Below are 14367 nucleotides of genomic sequence, written 5' to 3'. Positions count from 1 at the left end.
GTCTGTGCAGCGGTGACCATATGAACGGAGTCACAAGGGGTCAAGGGGCCGTGAGCGGTGTCACCGAACCGAGACCTGCGACCGGCCAGGTCAGGGCAGAAATGGCCATTTCTGCCGTCCCTCGACGGCAGCCGGTGGCTCAGCGGGCCAGGGCCTGGTGGACCGAGTCCTCGTCGAGGTAGCCCTGGATGGCCATGAGCGCGGCGCCCACCCGGCCGGACAGGTCGGGGGCGTCGCTGACGGTGATCTCCAGCGCGCGGGCGGCCAGCGGCATCGAGCGGCCGTAGACCGCCTCGCGGATGCCGGCCAGCAGCGGCGCGCCGGCCTGCGCCACCCCGCCGGTCATCACGATCCGGTGCGGGTTGAAGAAGTTGACCAGCGCGGCCAGCACCGTGCCGATGGTGCGGCCGGCCCGCCGGACCAGTTCCAGCGCCGGGCCGTCGCCCTGCGCGGCGAGCTCGATGACCTGCCGGGTGCTGGTCACCGGCAGCCCCGCCTCGACGGCGTCGCGGAGCAGCGCGCCACCGCCGGCGAGCGCCTCGAGGCAGTTCTCGTTGCCGCAGCGGCACAGCACGGTGCGGCCGTCCGGCGTCGGCACGTGGATGTGCCCGATGTCGCCGGCGCTGCCCTGCGCGCCCCGGTACACCTCGCCGTCGACGATGACCCCGCAGCCGATGCCGGTGCCGACCTTGACCACCAGCACGTCCTCGGCCGAGCCACCGACGCCGATCTCCCCGAGCGCCATGACGTTGACGTCGTTGTCGACCAGGACCGGGCAGCCGTAGCGGGCGAACGCGCCGGGGATGTCGTGGTCGTGCCAGCCCGGCATGATCGGCGGGTGCGACGGCCGCCCCGTCGAGAACTCCACCGGCCCGGGCACGCCCACCCCGACGGCGCACACGTCGGCCGGGGTCAGCCCGGCCTCGGCGAGCACCTTCTGGGCCAGCCGGTCCACCTCGGCGAGCACCACGTCGGGGCCGTCGGCGATGTCGATCGGGTGGCCCACGGTGGCGAGGATCTGCGCGGACAGGTCGGTGACCGCGACGTCGACGCTGGTCACCCCCAGGTCGACCGCGAGCACGCAGCCCGCGCCGCTGTTGAACCGCAGCAGCGTCGGCGGGCGCCCGCCGGTGCTGCCGCCGCGGCCGCCCTCCTGCAGCAGGCCGGCGGCGATCAGCTGGTCGACGCGGGCGCTGACGGTGTTGCGCGCGGCCCCGGTGAGCGCGACCAGCTCGGCCCGGCTCCGCGCGCGGCCGGTGCGCACGTGGTGCAGCAGTGCGCCGGGCGAGGCGGAGGTGGAGGCCATGACGTCATGGTGACACGCCGGAGGCGCGTCCCCCCTCCTCCGCGATCCCGGCAGCTCCGAGAACCTGCCGGAGGACGGCGGCGACGGCGTCCGGGTGGGTCTGGACGGTCATGTGCGCGGCCCCGGGCACCTCGACCACCCGCCCCGACGGCGCGGCGGCGGCCACCGCGGCCGCCCAGTCGGCGCGGCAGAGCCGGTCACGCGTGCCGCGGACGACGGTCACCGGGACGCCGACGGCGCGCAGCCGGGCCTCGATGCGGTCGGGCGCGGCCACCCGCCACAGCGCCCGCATCGCCCGTGGACCGGTGCGCAGCCACTGCGCCAGGACCAGCGGCACCTGCCACCAGGGCTCGCGCAGCGCCGTCCGGAGCCACCACCCGGCCAGCCGCGGCGGCCGGCGCAGCCGCGGGTCGGTCGTCGGGCCGAGCAGGACGACGCCGGCCACCCGCGGGTCGACGGCGGCCGCGGCCACCACCTGGCAGCCCTGCGAGTGCCCGGCCAGCACGACCGGACCGGGGCCGAGCCGGTCCCGCAGCCGGGCGGCCAGCACGTCGAGCGAGGGCACAGGTGCAGACCGGCCCATCCCGGGTAGGAGGACGACGTCGGCGGGCAACCGCCGGCACAGCCGTGACCACGACCGCCCGTCCAGGCCCAGACCCGGGACTACCACCAGCCGGGGGATGACGACGGGCACCGACCTGGTTGTACCGGGTAGGACCGGACACCGCGAGTGCACCGGCGGAGGGCAGCCGTGACGGGTATCACCCCCGTGACCGGCCCACCGGGAGACAGCGGAGCCCCTGACGGGAGAGGATCACAGTCATCATGACGACATCACCTGCGCCCACAGCCAGCTCGTCGACCGGCCGGCCGCGGGTGGTGATCATCGGCTCCGGCTTCGGCGGGCTGTTCGCCGCGAAGGCCCTGCGCAACGCCGACGTCGACGTCACCGTGGTCGCCAAGACCGGCCACCACCTGTTCCAGCCGCTGCTCTACCAGGTGGCCACCGGCATCCTCTCCGAGGGCGAGATCGCCCCGGCCACCCGCGAGGTGCTGCGCCACCAGAAGAACGCCAAGGTGGTCCTGGGCGAGGTCGTGGACATCGACGTGGACGCCCGCACGGTCACCTCGACCATCCTGGGCCGCACCACGATCCACCCCTACGACGAGCTGATCGTCGCCGCGGGTGCGGGGCAGTCGTACTTCGGCAACGACCGGTTCGCCGAGTTCGCCCCCGGCATGAAGAGCATCGACGACGCCCTCGAGCTGCGCGGCCGCATCTTCGGCGCGTTCGAGCTGGCCGAGCTCGCCACCGACCCCGCCGAGGTCGACCGGCTGATGACCTTCGTGGTCGTCGGCGCCGGCCCGACCGGCGTGGAGATGGCCGGGCAGATCGCCGAGCTCGCGCACCGCACGCTGCGCCGCGACTTCCGCAACATCGACCCGCAGCGGGCCCGCATCATCCTGCTCGACGGCGCGCCGCAGGTGCTGCCGCCGTTCGGGCCCAAGCTGGGCGAGAAGGCCCGCCGGCACCTCAACGAGATCGGCGTCGAGGTGCAGCTCGGTGCGCTGGTCACCGACATGGACGCCGACGGCCTGACCGTCAAGGACGCCGACGGCCAGCAGCGCCGCATCTCCGCGGCCACCAAGGTGTGGGCGGCCGGCGTGCAGGCCTCGCCGCTGGGCCGGCTGCTCGGGGACCGCACCGGTGCCGAGGTCGACCGCGCCGGGCGCATCGCCGTCCAGTCGGACCTGACGCTGCCCGGACACCCCGAGATCCACGTCGTCGGCGACATGGCCAACCACCCCGACAAGTACCCCGGCGTCGCGCAGGTGGCCATCCAGGGCGGGCGCTACGCCGCCGACCAGATCAAGCGCAAGCTCGCCGGCAAGGCGCCGCGCGGCGCGTTCCGGTACCGGGACAAGGGCAACATGGCGACCATCTCGCGGTTCTCCGCGGTCGCCGACATCAAGAAGATGAAGTTCGAGGGCTTCATCGCCTGGGTGATCTGGCTGGTGGTGCACCTCTTCTACATCATCGGCTTCAAGAGCCGGGTCACCACCGTGCTGCACTGGATGGTCAGCTTCCTCGGCCGCGGCCGCTCGCAGCGGGTCGCCACCCAGCAGCAGGTCTACGGCCGGCTGGCGTTGGAGAAGCTCGGCCCGGGCTTCGAGGCGTCGAAGACCGGCGGGCCGAAGGACCACCCGGACACCCCGGACGAGGTCAACGGCGAGCAGCAGCACGACTTCGTCGGCCGCCGCACCGCCTAGCCGCACCGCCTAGCCGCACCGCCTAGCCGCACCGCCTAGCCGCACCGCACGTCCGACGGCCCGGACCCCCTCGAGGGGCCCGGGCCGTCGCGCGTCCGGGACCCGCCCGGCCCGGTGCTCAGCGCAGCCAGGTGTCCAGCGCCGCGGTGACCAGGCCGGGCGTGACGACGTGGCCGCCGTCGAACTCGTCGTAGGTGACGTCGTAGCCGGCCGCGGTCAGGTCCCGGGACACCCGGCGGCCGCAGCGCGCCACCGGCAGCACGCGGTCGCGGGTGCCGTGCGCGATCCAGATCCGCGGCCGCCCGGTGCGGCCGGGCGGGGCGACGAAGCCCGGTGAGAACGCCAGCAGCGCCTCGAACAGGTCGCCGTTGGCCAGCCCGAGCGAGAGCGCGTACGAGCCACCGTCGGAGAAGCCGCCGAGCGCGACCCGGGAGACCGCGAGCCCGGCGGCGACCTGCGCCAGCGCGGCGTCGAGGACCGCCACGTCCCGGCCGAGCCCGCCGGCCAGCAGGTCCCAGGTCGAGGCGACCGAGGAGGTCGCGAGGACCGCGACCCCGCGGGCGGCGGCGACCTCGCCCACCGCGGCCAGCGACTGGTCCGCCGTCCCGCCCGCCCCGTGGCAGAACACGAGCAGCGGCCGCGGGCCGGGCGGGCCGCCGGGGACGGCGACCAGCGCCTGCGGGCCGCCCAGCTCCAGCGCCGTCGTGCCGGGCGGCAGCGGCGGGCCGGCGGGCTGCGGGCCCGGCCGGGTGTCGAGGCGGCCGGTGGCGGCGGGGGCGGCCACGGTCAGACGGCGTGCGCCATGGGCGGCACGTGCTCGTCCGGCCGCTCGAGGTGCAGCGGCCGCAGCGGCGTCGTCTCCTCCAGGTAGAGCAGGGCGTCGTAGCGGTCGCCGGTCACCGTGGGCACGTAGTTGCCCCAGCGCTCCCGCTCCGGCCGGTAGACGACGCCGATCGCCCGGTGCCCCAGCCGCCGGTCCAGCCAGTCCGGGCGCTCCCCGCGCGGGACGACGACGAGCGCGTCGCGCCCGACCTCGCGGTGCAGCAGGTCCTCGAGGCTCCCCTCGCGCGCGGGCGGCACGGTCATCCGCTCCATCTGCGCGCCCCACTCCCGGCCCGCGATCACGCCGCCGCGGTGGCCGGCGAACCCCACCAGGACGACGTCGCCGGCGCCGTGCCGCTCGCGCAGCAGCCGGCCGACGTTGGTCATGCCGGCGTCGGCCATGTCGGTGGCCCGGGCGTCGCCGACGTGCGTGTTGTGCTCCCAGACCACGGCCTTCGCGCCGGTGTGGTCCACCAGCCGGTCGAGGGTGTCTGCCATGTGCACGTCCCGGACGTTCCACGACTCCGCCGAGCCGCCGACCATCGCCCGGTAGTAGCGCTCCGCGCCGACGACCACCGCGGCGTTCTGCTCGGCGCCGAACCGGTCGTCGGCGTCGTCCCCCGTGCCTCCGTCCGCGCCGCGCTGCTCGCACAGCCGGCTCAGCAGCGCGACGACGGTCTCCTCGCACGCCGCCGGGGCGAACCGCTGGGCGAAGGCGTACTCGACGCCGTCCTCGCCGAAGGGCTCGAAGCAGCGCAGGGCCCGCTTCGCCGCGTCGACGTGCCCGGGCTCGTGCTCCTGCACCCACGCCAGCAGCTCGTGCATCGAGTTCCAGAGGCTGTAGACGTCGAGGCCGGCGAAGCGCACCCGCTCGGCCCCGGGACGGCCGGCGTTCCACTCCCGCAGCCGGCGGCAGAAGTCGACGACGTCGTCGTTGGCCCACATCCAGGTCGGCCAGCGGCCGATCGCGTCCAGCGCCGTCCGCGGGTCCTCGGCGCCCCCGGGCCGCAGCCGCACGCTGCGGTCGACGCGGTCGCAGTCGGGCCAGTCGCCCTCGACCGCGACCAGCCCGAACCCGTGCTCCTCGACCAGCCGGCGGGTCAGCGCGGCGCGCCAGGCGTAGTACTCGTGCGTGCCGTGACTGGCCTCGCCGACCGCCACCACGCGCGCGTCCCCGATCCGCTCGAGCAGCGGGTCCAGGTCGGCGGCGTCGCGCAGCGGGCGGGCCAGCTCCCCGAAGCCGTCCATTCAGGTCCTCCCGGCCGCCCCCTCGCGGACGACCCACTCCGCGACCGCCCGGCGGTCGCCCGTGCGCAGCCAGGTGCTCCGCTGCCGCGCCGCCGACGTACCCCGGCCGAGCAGGTCCTGCACCCGGGCGGTGACCTCGTCCCACTCCCCCGCGCCGGTCAGGTCCTCCTCGAGCTCCGCCAGCAGCCCCGTCACCGCGGTGCGGGCGTCGACCAGCTCCTCGCGCAGCGGGTCGAACAGCGGGCCGCTGAGCCCGGAGCGGGCCGCCCGCCACCGCGCCGCGCGCAGCACCTCCGGGCGCAGCTCCGGCACCGGCTCGCCCCGCTGCGCCCGCCCGGCGAGCACCCGCACCAGGGAGCGGACCAGCGCGGCGTGCAGGACGGTGTCGTCGAGGGTGGTGCAGACGTCGGCCAGCCGGAACTCGATCGTGGGCAGCCGTGCCGAGGGGCGGATGTCCCAGTACAGGTGCGACCCGTCGGCCACCACGCCGGAGGCGACCAGCGCGGTCAGCACCCGGCGGTAGCCGTCGGCGTCACCGAGCGGCTCGGGCGCGCCGGCGTGCGGGAAGCGGGTCCACCACAGCGTCCGCCAGGACTCGTAGCCGGTGTCCACGCCGTCGTGGAACGGCGAGCTGCCGGTCATCGCGAGCAGCACCGGCAGGTAGGGGCGGGTGCGGTCGAGCACGGCGACGGCGGTGTCGAGGTCGGGGACGCCGACGTGCACGTGGCAGCCGCAGATGTCCTGCTGGCGGGCGAGCCCGGCCCAGCGGTCGACCATCGCCTCGTACCGTTCGCCGGGGGTGACCGGCATGGTGTGCCAGGAGTCCCACGGGTGGGTGGAGGCGGGCAGGAGCAGCAGGCCGTCCCGCTCGGCCGCGGCGGCCGCCTCGGTGCGGGCCGTTACCAGCTCCGCGCGCACCTGCTCGAGCGTGGTGCACACGCCGGTGGCGATCTCCAGCTGCGTGGTGGCGATCTCCGGGTGCACCCGCTCCCCCGCCTCGCCGGCCAGCGCCGCCGCGGACGCCCGCGGGCCGGGCGTCAGCTCCAGGGTGTCCGGGGAGACGAGGTGGAACTCCTCCTCGACGCCGAGGGTGCGCCCGACCGCACCGCCCTCGGTCTGCAGGCCGTCGGTGCGCACGCCCCTCCTCGGTGCCGGTCCGGACGCCGGGCAGGCCGACGCTACGGCCGCCGGGGTCCCGCCGCACCTGCTGACCAGCGCGCTCGTGCTCTCCCCCCACCTGGGGGCAGAGCACGAGGGGAGGGACCCGGGGTTCCCCGGCGGATGCTCGTGCTCTGGTCCGCATCGGGGGCGGAGCACGAGCGCGCCCGGGACACCTCCCGCCGTTCACCGAAGGCGGAACGGAGGGGGTGGCAGCGCGGTCCGGCGAGGCGTCCACTGGTCGGTGCAACGCTGTAATCACGACCGGAGGTGGACCGTGGCCCGACCCGACACCGACGCGGCCCTGGACGCCTACTCCCAGGTGGTGACCGCGGTCGCCGCCGACCTCACCCCGCACGTCGCCGCGCTGCAGGTGACCGCGCCCGACGGCCGGGGGGGCGGCGCCGGCTCCGCGGTCGTCGTCCCCGGCGACGGGCTGATGCTCACCAACGCGCACGTCGTCGGCCGGGCGCGCAGCGGGCGCGCGGTGTTCGGCGACGGCACCGAGACGCCGGTCGAGGTGGTGGGCACCGACCCGCTGTCCGACCTCGCCGTCGTCCGGGCGACCGCCGGCGCACCGGAGCCCGCGGAGCTCGGCGACGCCGCGCAGCTGCGGGTGGGCCAGCTCGTCGTCGCCGTCGGCAACCCGCTCGGGCTGGCCGGGTCGGTGACCGCGGGCGTGGTCAGCGGCCTGGGCCGCTCGCTGCCCACCCGCGACGGGCGCACCGCCCGGGTGGTCGAGGACGTCATCCAGACCGACGCCGCGCTCAACCCCGGCAACTCCGGCGGCGCGCTCGCCGACTCGGCCAGCCGGGTGGTCGGCATCAACACCGCCGTCGCCGGGTGGGGCCTGGGGCTGGCCGTGCCGGTCAACGCCACCACCCGCCGCATCGTCGACGCGCTGGTCCGCGACGGGCGGGTGCGCCGCGCCTACCTGGGCCTGGTCAGCAGCCCCGCACCGCTGCCGGCCCCGCTGGCCGAGCGCACCGGCCGGCGCCGCGGCCTGCGGGTGGTCGACGTCGTCCCGGGGTCACCGGCCGACCGGGCCGGGCTGCGCGCCGGCGACCTGGTGCTGGAGGCCGGGCGGGCGCCGGTGGCCGAGGCGCAGAGCCTGCAGCGGCTGCTGTTCGCCGAGGCGATCGGCCGGCCGCTGCCGGTCACCGTGTACCGGCTCGGGGCGATGGTCGACGTCATCGCGGTGCCCACCGAGCTCACCGGCTGACCCTCCCCCCGCACCCCTCCCTCCGAGGGGGACGGCCGTCGTCGCGCTCAGGACCGGCGCGATGGGTGACGATGTCGTCCGCGACGGAGGGAGGGCCCGTGCACGGTGACCGCAGGGGTGGGCTGGGCCTGCTCGCGCTGCTCTACGGCTGCGCCGCCGTCCTGTGCGCCGCCGGTGCGCTGTGGCCGATGCACCCCCGCACGCCGGTCGTCCTGCTGACGACGCTCGCGGCCGTGGGCGGGCTCGGCTCCGCGGCGCTGTGGCACGGGCGCGAGCGCGCGCCGATGAGCGTCGTGCACGCCGCCCTCGCGCTGCTGTCCCTGCTCACCGCGCTGCTCGCCTGGCGCTCGGTCACCGCGGTCGGCGTCGTCGGCCTCGGCCCGGTCATGGTCGCGCTCGGGGTGCTCGCCGGCCACGTCCTCGCGCCGGCTCAGGCGCGGCTGCACGTCGCGGGCGGGGTCGCCGTCGTCACCGCCGGCGCGCTCGCCGCGACGCCGGACGGCTTCCTCTCCGCCTGGCTGGCCGCCGTCACCACGGTCGCGGTGCTCACCGAGGCGCAGATCCGGCAGTCCGGGGCGCTGCGCCGCGCGGCCGGCACCGACCCGCTGACCGGGGTGGCCAACCGCCGCGCCTGGGAGGCCGAGTCCGCCCGGCTGCTCGCCCACGCGCAGCGCACCGGGGAGCCGCTGACCGTCGTCGTCCTCGACCTCGACGGGTTCAAGGCAGTCAACGACACCGAGGGCCACTCCGCCGGTGACGCGCTGCTGCGCTCCCTCGCCTCGGCCTGGAGCCGGGAGCTGCGCCGCTCCGACCTGCTCGGCCGCCTCGGCGGGGACGAGTTCGTGCTCTGCCTGCCCGGCACCGGCCCCGACCGCGCCGCCGAGCTGCTGGACCGGCTGCGCGCCGTCTCCGTCGGGGCGTGGTCGGCCGGGGCGGCCGGCGCACGGCCCGGCGAGGACCTCGCCGCGACGCTGGCCCGCGCCGACGCCGCGCTGTACCGGGAGAAGCGCGCCCGCCACTCCGCCGCCGGCTGACCTCCCGCGTCGGCCCGGCGCCCCTCGGTGCCGACGCGCCACGGACCCCGCGGCCCGCCCCGGCGGCACGCGCCCCGACGGCGCCGCCGGTGCCACCCTGGGCCGGCCCGGCGACCGGCCGCGCGCGCCGTCCCGGGCACGAGGGGGCGGCCATGGCCTCGGTGGTGGTCTGCGGCGGCGGCGTGGTGGGGCTGTGCGCCGCCATGATGCTCGCGGCCGACGGGCACGACGTCACCGTCCTCGAGGGCGATCCCGACGGCGCCCCGACCACGCCCGCCGAGGCGTGGGAGTCCTGGCGGCGCACCGGGGTCGCGCAGTTCCGGCAGCCGCACAACCTCTTCGCCCGCTTCCGTGCGGTCGCCGACGAGGAGCTCCCCGGCCTCACCGACCGGCTGGTCGCCGACGGGTGCGTGTGGATCGACTACACCACGATGCTGCCGCGGTCGATCCCCGACCGCGCGCCCCGGGTCGCCGACGAGCGGCTGCGCTTCGTCACCGGGCGCCGGCCGGTGGTGGAGTCCACGGTGGCGGCCGCCGCCGAGGAGGCCCCGCGGGTCACGGTCCGCCGCGGCGTGCAGGTGGCCGGCCTCCTGCCGGGGCCGTCCGCGACCGACGGCGTCCCACACGTGGCGGGGGTGCGGACGGCGGCGGGCGAGCAGCTGCGGGCGGACCTCGTGGTCGACGCCACCGGCCGGCGCACCCGCTCGGCACGGTGGCTGGCCGACCTCGGCGCCCGGCCGCCGGAGGAGCGCGCCCAGGCCTCCGGGTTCGTCTACTACACGCGGTACTTCACCGGCCCCGACCGGCCGGTGCGCCGCGCTCCCGGGCTCATGCCGCTGGGCAGCGTCTCGGTGCTCACGGTGGAGAGCGACAACGACACCTGGTCGGTGACCGTGTTCGGGCAGACCGGCGACCGGCCCCTGCGGGAGCTGCGCGACCCCGCCGTGTTCGACCGGGTGGTGGCGGCGTGCCCGCTGCAGGCGCACTGGCTGGACGGGCGGCCGCTGGGCGGGGTCGCCGCGATGGCCGGGGGCCTGGACCGCAGCCGCCGCTCCACCGTCGACGGCCGGCCGGTGGTGACCGGCTTCGCCGCCGTCGGGGACGCGTGGGCGTGCACCAACCCGTCGGCCGGCCGCGGCCTGTCGATCGGCATCGCGCACGCCGCGCTGCTGCGCGCCGCGGTCGCCCGCGACCTGGACCGGCCCGCCGACCTCGCCGCGGCCTTCGACGCGGCGACGCAGCAGCGGGTCGGGCCGTTGGTCACCGACCAGCTGGCCGAGGACCGCTCCCGGCTGGCCCAGATGGACGCCGCCCGGCGCGGGGTGCCCGAGCCGCCGCTGTACCCGGAGCTCGCGGCCTTCCTCGGGGTCGCGATGCGGGACGCCGACGTGTTCCGGGCGATGCTCGAGTACCGGCTGTGCATGGCGCCGCTGGCCGACCTGCTGGCCGTGCCGCTGGTCCGCGAGCGGGTGGCCGCGGCGGTGCCCGGTCCGCCGCGCCCGTTCCCCGGCCCCGACCGCGCCCGGCTGCTGGAGCTGCTGGCCGCCTAGGGACGGCGCCAGTCGTCGCCGGTCAGGTGCGAGCCGGCCATCGGGCCCATCTGCAGCATGCCGCCGTCGACGGCGTAGGAGGAGCCGGTCACGTAGGACGCCTGCGGGGAGGCGAGGAAGGCGACGACGGCGGCCACCTCGTGCGCGCTCCCGGGCCGGCCGACCGGGACGCCGGGGCGCTCGTGGCCGGGCGCGGTCGGGTCCTCGTCCTCCTGGCCGGTCATCGGGGTGGCGATCTCCCCCGGCGCGACGGCGTTGACGGTGATGCCGTGCCCGGCCAGCTCGATCGCCGCGACCCGGGTGAGCAGGCCGAGCCCGCCCTTGGCCGCGCAGTAGGCGGCCGCGCCGACCCGCGGCTGGTGCTCGTGCACGCTCGTGACGTTCACGATCCGCCCGCCCCGCCCGGCGGCGACCATGCGGCGGGCCGCGCGCTGCAGGCAGAGGAACGCCGCGTCGAGGTCGGTGGCCAGCACCTCGCGCGAGGTCGCGTAGTCGGTGTCGAGGACCAGCGTGGAGTGGCCGGTGCCGGCGTCGTTGACCAGGACGTCGATGCCGCCGAGGGCCTCGGCGAGGTCGTCGACGACGCCGGCGGCCTGCGGCAGCTGCGTGAGGTCGACGTGGCGCACCTCGGCCCGCCGCCCGCGGGCCCGCACCTCGTCGGCGGTGGCCTGGGCGTGCGCCTCGTCCCGGTACCAGGTGATGCCGATGTCGCACCCCTGCTCGGCGAGCGCGACCGCGACCGCCCGCCCGATGCCCGACTCCGACCCGGTGACGACCGCGACGCGGCCCGCTGACTCCGTCATGCGCCCATGCTGGGGGCGGGGCAGGGGGCCCGCGACGCGGCGGCGGTGCACCGGTCAGGCCTCCAGCGGCGCCCGCTCCAGCTCGCTGACGCGGTCCGCGGCGCGGTCGCGGTCGGCCGCCGCCCGCCGCGCCGCCCGGTCGGCCGCCTCCGCCCGCCGGCCGGTCCGCGTGGCCTCGGCGCCGGCCGCCTCCGCGTCGGCGCGCACCCCCTCGAGCTCGGCCGCCAGTTCCTCGACGCGGGCGGCGAGCTCCTCCTGCCGGCGGGCGGCCCGCCCGGCCCGCTCGTGCGCGGCCCGGGCGGCCGCCTCCGCCTCCGCGGCCTCCCGCTCGGCCGCCTCCGCCTCCTCGCGGGCGGCGGCCAGCTCGCGGTCCCGCCGCTCCTGCGCGGCCCGCCGCCGCTCCTCGGCAGCGCGCCGGGCGGCGCCCTCCCGGGCGCTGGTCCGCGGGGCGGCCGGCGGGGTGCGCCCGGTCCGCGGCGGGGGCACCACCCGCAGGTCCGGGCGGCTGCCGAAGCCGGGCCCGAGGCCGCGGGAGGACAGCGGCGCGGTCAGCCGGCCGCCCAGCAGCGCCTCCCCCGCCTCCGGGTCGGCCAGCGCGGCCCGCAGCGTCTCCTCCACCTGGTCGGCGACGGCGTCGCTGAGCGGGGTGCCGCGGCGCGCGGCCACCGCCCGCGCCTGGCGGGTGAGCGCGGCCAGCAGCCGGGAGCGCTGGGTGCCCAGTTGCCGCAGCTCGTCGCCGGCCAGGGTCTGCTGGGCCTCGCGCAGCAGGTCGCCGAGCTCCACGAGGCCGGCGATCTCGTCGGGCTGCTCGCGCACCAGGACGTTGCACGCCCACGCCGCGGTCGAGGGCCGGCCGAGGGCGCCGATCTCCCGCGCGAGCGCCCGGTCCCCGGCGGCCCGGGCGCGGCGGGCGGCCTCGGTGCGGGCGGCGACGAACTGCCCGGGCGGCACCGCGTAGAGCTCCTCGGCGACCTCGTCGAGGTCCACGGCGCCTCCTCCCGGCTCGCACGGTCGCCGCCGACCCTGCCACGGGAAGAGCGGACCGGCCGGGGGACGTTGCCGCCCGCGTCGCGCGGGTGGTCGACTCCCGGCGACGGCCGCGACGAGAGGGGGGGACCGCGATGACGACGTGCGGGCACCTGGACCAGATCCGCGACGTGTCGCCCGACTCGGACGAGGGCTGCGGCGACTGCCTGGCCATCGGCAGCCGGTGGGTGCACCTGCGGATGTGCCTGACCTGCGGGCACGTGGCCTGCTGCGACTCCTCCCCCAACCGGCACGCCACCGCGCACGCCCGCGCCAGCGGCCACCCCATCGTCCGGTCGGTCGAGCCGGGCGAGGAGTGGCGCTGGTGCTACGTCGACCAGGCGCTGGTGTGATGGAGCTGCCCCTCGTCGGCCTGCTCGCCGGCTCCTTCGCCGTCAGCGCGCTGGCGCGGCGGCTGGGGGTCTCCCCGCCGCTGCTCCTGGTCCTGGTCGGGCTCGCGGTGTCCTTCCTGCCGGGCGTCCCCGACTACGCGCTGGACCCGCACCTGATCCTCACGCTGGTCCTGCCGCCGCTGCTGTACTCCGCGGCGCTGGACAGCTCCTACCTGCGGCTGCGCGCCAACCTCCGCCCCATCGGCATGCTCGCGGTCGGGGCGGTGCTGCTCACCACGGTCGCCGTCGGGCTGGCCGCGTGGTGGCTGGTGCCGGGCCTGCCGCTGGTCTCGGCGCTGGTGCTCGGCGCCGTCGTCGCCCCGCCGGACGCCGTCGCGGCCGCCTCGGTCGGCCGCCGGCTGGGCCTGCCGCGGAAGGTCATGACCATCCTGGGCGGCGAGAGCCTGGTCAACGACGCCACCGCGCTCACCGTCTACCGGGTCGCCGTCGCGGTCGCCGCGGGCGCCGGCTACGGCATCGCCGAGGGCCTGGGCGTGTTCGTCCTCGCCGCGGCCGGCGGCGCCGCGATCGGCTGGGCGCTGGGCTGGCTCGTGCACCGCATCCGCCTGCTGCTGCGCGACGGCGTGCTGGAGAGCGCGCTCGGCCTGCTCGTCCCGTTCGTCGGCTTCACCGTCGCCGAGGAGGTGCACGCCTCCGGCGTCCTCGCGGTGGTCCTCGCCGGTCTCTACCTCGGGCACCGCTCCCCCGCGGCGCACCCGGTCGCCCGGCTGCAGGACCGCGCGGTGTGGCAGGCGGCCGACACCGTCCTCGAGGCGACGGTCTTCGCGCTGATCGGCCTGCAGCTGCGCGCGGTGGTCACCGGCGTCGGGCCGTCGGTGGGCACGCTGACGGCGGTCGGCCTGTTCCTCGTGCTCGTCGCGCTGGCGGCCCGGGTCGTGTTCGTCTTCCCCACCACCTACCTGCGGCCGCTGGCCCGCCGCCGCCAGGACTGGTCCCCGCCGCCGTGGACGTACCCCGCCGTCATCTCCTGGGCCGGGATGCGCGGCGTGGTCTCGCTCGCCGCGGCGGCCGGCATCCCGCTGACCACGCTGTCGGGCGCGCCCTTCCCCGGACGGGACGAGATCGTCTACCTGACCTTCGTGGTCACCGTGGGCACCCTGCTGCTGCACGGGCTGACGCTGCCGGCGGTGATCCGGCGGCTGGGCGTGCAGGCCTCGGACGAGGCCGCCGACGCCCTCGCCGAGGCGCAGGCGCAGAACGACGCCGGCCGGGCCGCCGTGGCCCGGCTCGACAGCCTCGACGACGGCGACCCGCTGCACGCCGCCACCGTGGCCGAGCTGCGGCAGCGGATGGAGGCGCGGACCAACGCGGCGTGGGAGCGGCTCGGCGGCCCGGTCGCCGGCGGCGGCGAGACGCCGAGCGCGGTCTACCGGCGGATGCGCCGGGCCATGCTCGAGGCCGAGCGCGAGGTGTTCGTCCGGTACCGCGACGCCCGGCGCATCGACGATGAGGTGTTCCGGCGGGTGCAGCACGAGATGGACCTCGAGGAGGTCACCCTGCTCCGCGAGTGACCG

At 77.3% G+C, this 14367-nt stretch carries 13 protein-coding genes; 6 read left to right on the top strand and 7 right to left on the bottom strand.

All coding sequences use genetic code 11. The features are described 5' to 3' along the window. Positions 1-139: 139 nt before the first annotated feature. Together ACI8AR_RS07850 and ACI8AR_RS07845 are read right to left on the bottom strand one after the other, a co-directional pair. Positions 140-1306 (bottom strand): ROK family protein, encoded by a 1167-nt coding sequence (locus ACI8AR_RS07850; RefSeq protein WP_457050505.1) that lies wholly within the window; start codon positions 1304-1306, stop codon positions 140-142. A 4-nt stretch (positions 1307-1310) separates the two neighbouring features. Further along, positions 1311-1976 carry an alpha/beta fold hydrolase gene (locus ACI8AR_RS07845; protein WP_457050624.1) on the bottom strand — a complete coding sequence of 222 codons (666 nt, stop codon included), beginning with the start codon at positions 1974-1976 and terminating at the stop codon, positions 1311-1313. Between the two features lie 155 nt (positions 1977-2131). Between ACI8AR_RS07845 and ACI8AR_RS07840 the strand changes: the two genes are divergently transcribed. Beyond that, on the top strand, positions 2132-3577 hold the full coding sequence (locus ACI8AR_RS07840; protein WP_457050504.1) for an NAD(P)/FAD-dependent oxidoreductase: 1446 nt from the start codon (positions 2132-2134) through the stop codon (positions 3575-3577). Between the two features lie 118 nt (positions 3578-3695). Here the strand turns inward: ACI8AR_RS07840 and ACI8AR_RS07835 are convergent, their stop codons facing one another. From ACI8AR_RS07835 to ACI8AR_RS07825, 3 genes are read right to left on the bottom strand one after another with little or no spacing between them, the layout of a single operon-like run. Continuing rightward, positions 3696-4361 (bottom strand): alpha/beta hydrolase, encoded by a 666-nt coding sequence (locus ACI8AR_RS07835; protein WP_457050503.1) that lies wholly within the window; start codon positions 4359-4361, stop codon positions 3696-3698. Positions 4362-4363: 2 nt separating this feature from the next. After that, entirely contained in the window at positions 4364-5647 is a 1284-nt protein-coding gene (locus ACI8AR_RS07830) for an erythromycin esterase family protein (RefSeq protein WP_457050502.1), read from the bottom strand. Continuing rightward, on the bottom strand, positions 5648-6784 hold the full coding sequence (locus tag ACI8AR_RS07825; RefSeq protein WP_457050501.1) for a carboxylate-amine ligase: 1137 nt from the start codon (positions 6782-6784) through the stop codon (positions 5648-5650). A 298-nt stretch (positions 6785-7082) separates the two neighbouring features. Here ACI8AR_RS07825 and ACI8AR_RS07820 point away from each other — a divergent pair, with 298 nt between their 5' ends. The 3 genes from ACI8AR_RS07820 to ACI8AR_RS07810 all read left to right on the top strand — a co-directional run bounded on the left by ACI8AR_RS07820 (position 7083) and on the right by ACI8AR_RS07810 (position 10611). Continuing rightward, a complete protein-coding gene (locus ACI8AR_RS07820) occupies positions 7083-8027 on the top strand; it encodes a S1C family serine protease (RefSeq protein WP_456928928.1) in 945 nt (314 codons plus the stop codon). Between the two features lie 98 nt (positions 8028-8125). After that, positions 8126-9061: a diguanylate cyclase domain-containing protein gene (locus ACI8AR_RS07815; protein WP_457050500.1), complete on the top strand. Its 936-nt coding sequence runs from the start codon at positions 8126-8128 to the stop codon at positions 9059-9061. A 152-nt stretch (positions 9062-9213) separates the two neighbouring features. Continuing rightward, on the top strand, positions 9214-10611 hold the full coding sequence (locus ACI8AR_RS07810; RefSeq protein ID WP_457050499.1) for an NAD(P)/FAD-dependent oxidoreductase: 1398 nt from the start codon (positions 9214-9216) through the stop codon (positions 10609-10611). Here the strand turns inward: ACI8AR_RS07810 and ACI8AR_RS07805 are convergent. Together ACI8AR_RS07805 and ACI8AR_RS07800 are read right to left on the bottom strand one after the other, a co-directional pair. Beyond that, complete coding sequence (locus ACI8AR_RS07805; protein WP_457050498.1) at positions 10608-11414, bottom strand: SDR family oxidoreductase; 807 nt, start codon at positions 11412-11414, stop codon at positions 10608-10610. The genes ACI8AR_RS07810 and ACI8AR_RS07805 overlap by 4 nt on opposite strands. Before the next feature lie 54 nt (positions 11415-11468). After that, positions 11469-12401, bottom strand: coding sequence for a hypothetical protein (locus ACI8AR_RS07800; RefSeq protein ID WP_457050497.1), 933 nt, complete (start codon positions 12399-12401; stop codon positions 11469-11471). 134 nt (positions 12402-12535) lie between these two features. Between ACI8AR_RS07800 and ACI8AR_RS07795 the strand changes: the two genes are divergently transcribed. Both ACI8AR_RS07795 and ACI8AR_RS07790 read left to right on the top strand, forming a co-directional pair. Next, positions 12536-12793: a ubiquitin carboxyl-terminal hydrolase 14 gene (locus ACI8AR_RS07795; protein WP_457050496.1), complete on the top strand. Its 258-nt coding sequence runs from the start codon at positions 12536-12538 to the stop codon at positions 12791-12793. Beyond that, positions 12793-14364: a Na+/H+ antiporter gene (locus ACI8AR_RS07790; RefSeq protein ID WP_457050495.1), complete on the top strand. Its 1572-nt coding sequence runs from the start codon at positions 12793-12795 to the stop codon at positions 14362-14364. Before ACI8AR_RS07795 ends, ACI8AR_RS07790 begins: the two co-directional genes overlap by 1 nt. Positions 14365-14367 lie beyond the last annotated feature (3 nt).

The organism is Geodermatophilus sp. SYSU D01036 (assembly GCF_054050435.1).
This window is presented reverse-complemented; position numbering and strand designations above follow the sequence as displayed.

What these genes read in the sequence shown, in the direction of transcription:
- ACI8AR_RS07850 (WP_457050505.1), bottom strand. Translation starts at nt 1,306, where the DNA reads ATGGCCTCCACCTCCGCCTCGCCCGGCGCACTGCTGCACCACGTGCGC.
- ACI8AR_RS07840 (WP_457050504.1), top strand. Translation starts at nt 2,132, where the DNA reads ATGACGACATCACCTGCGCCCACAGCCAGCTCGTCGACCGGCCGGCCG.
- ACI8AR_RS07830 (WP_457050502.1), bottom strand. Translation starts at nt 5,647, where the DNA reads ATGGACGGCTTCGGGGAGCTGGCCCGCCCGCTGCGCGACGCCGCCGAC.
- ACI8AR_RS07810 (WP_457050499.1), top strand. Translation starts at nt 9,214, where the DNA reads ATGGCCTCGGTGGTGGTCTGCGGCGGCGGCGTGGTGGGGCTGTGCGCC.
- ACI8AR_RS07805 (WP_457050498.1), bottom strand. Translation starts at nt 11,414, where the DNA reads ATGACGGAGTCAGCGGGCCGCGTCGCGGTCGTCACCGGGTCGGAGTCG.
- ACI8AR_RS07795 (WP_457050496.1), top strand. Translation starts at nt 12,536, where the DNA reads ATGACGACGTGCGGGCACCTGGACCAGATCCGCGACGTGTCGCCCGAC.
- ACI8AR_RS07790 (WP_457050495.1), top strand. Translation starts at nt 12,793, where the DNA reads ATGGAGCTGCCCCTCGTCGGCCTGCTCGCCGGCTCCTTCGCCGTCAGC.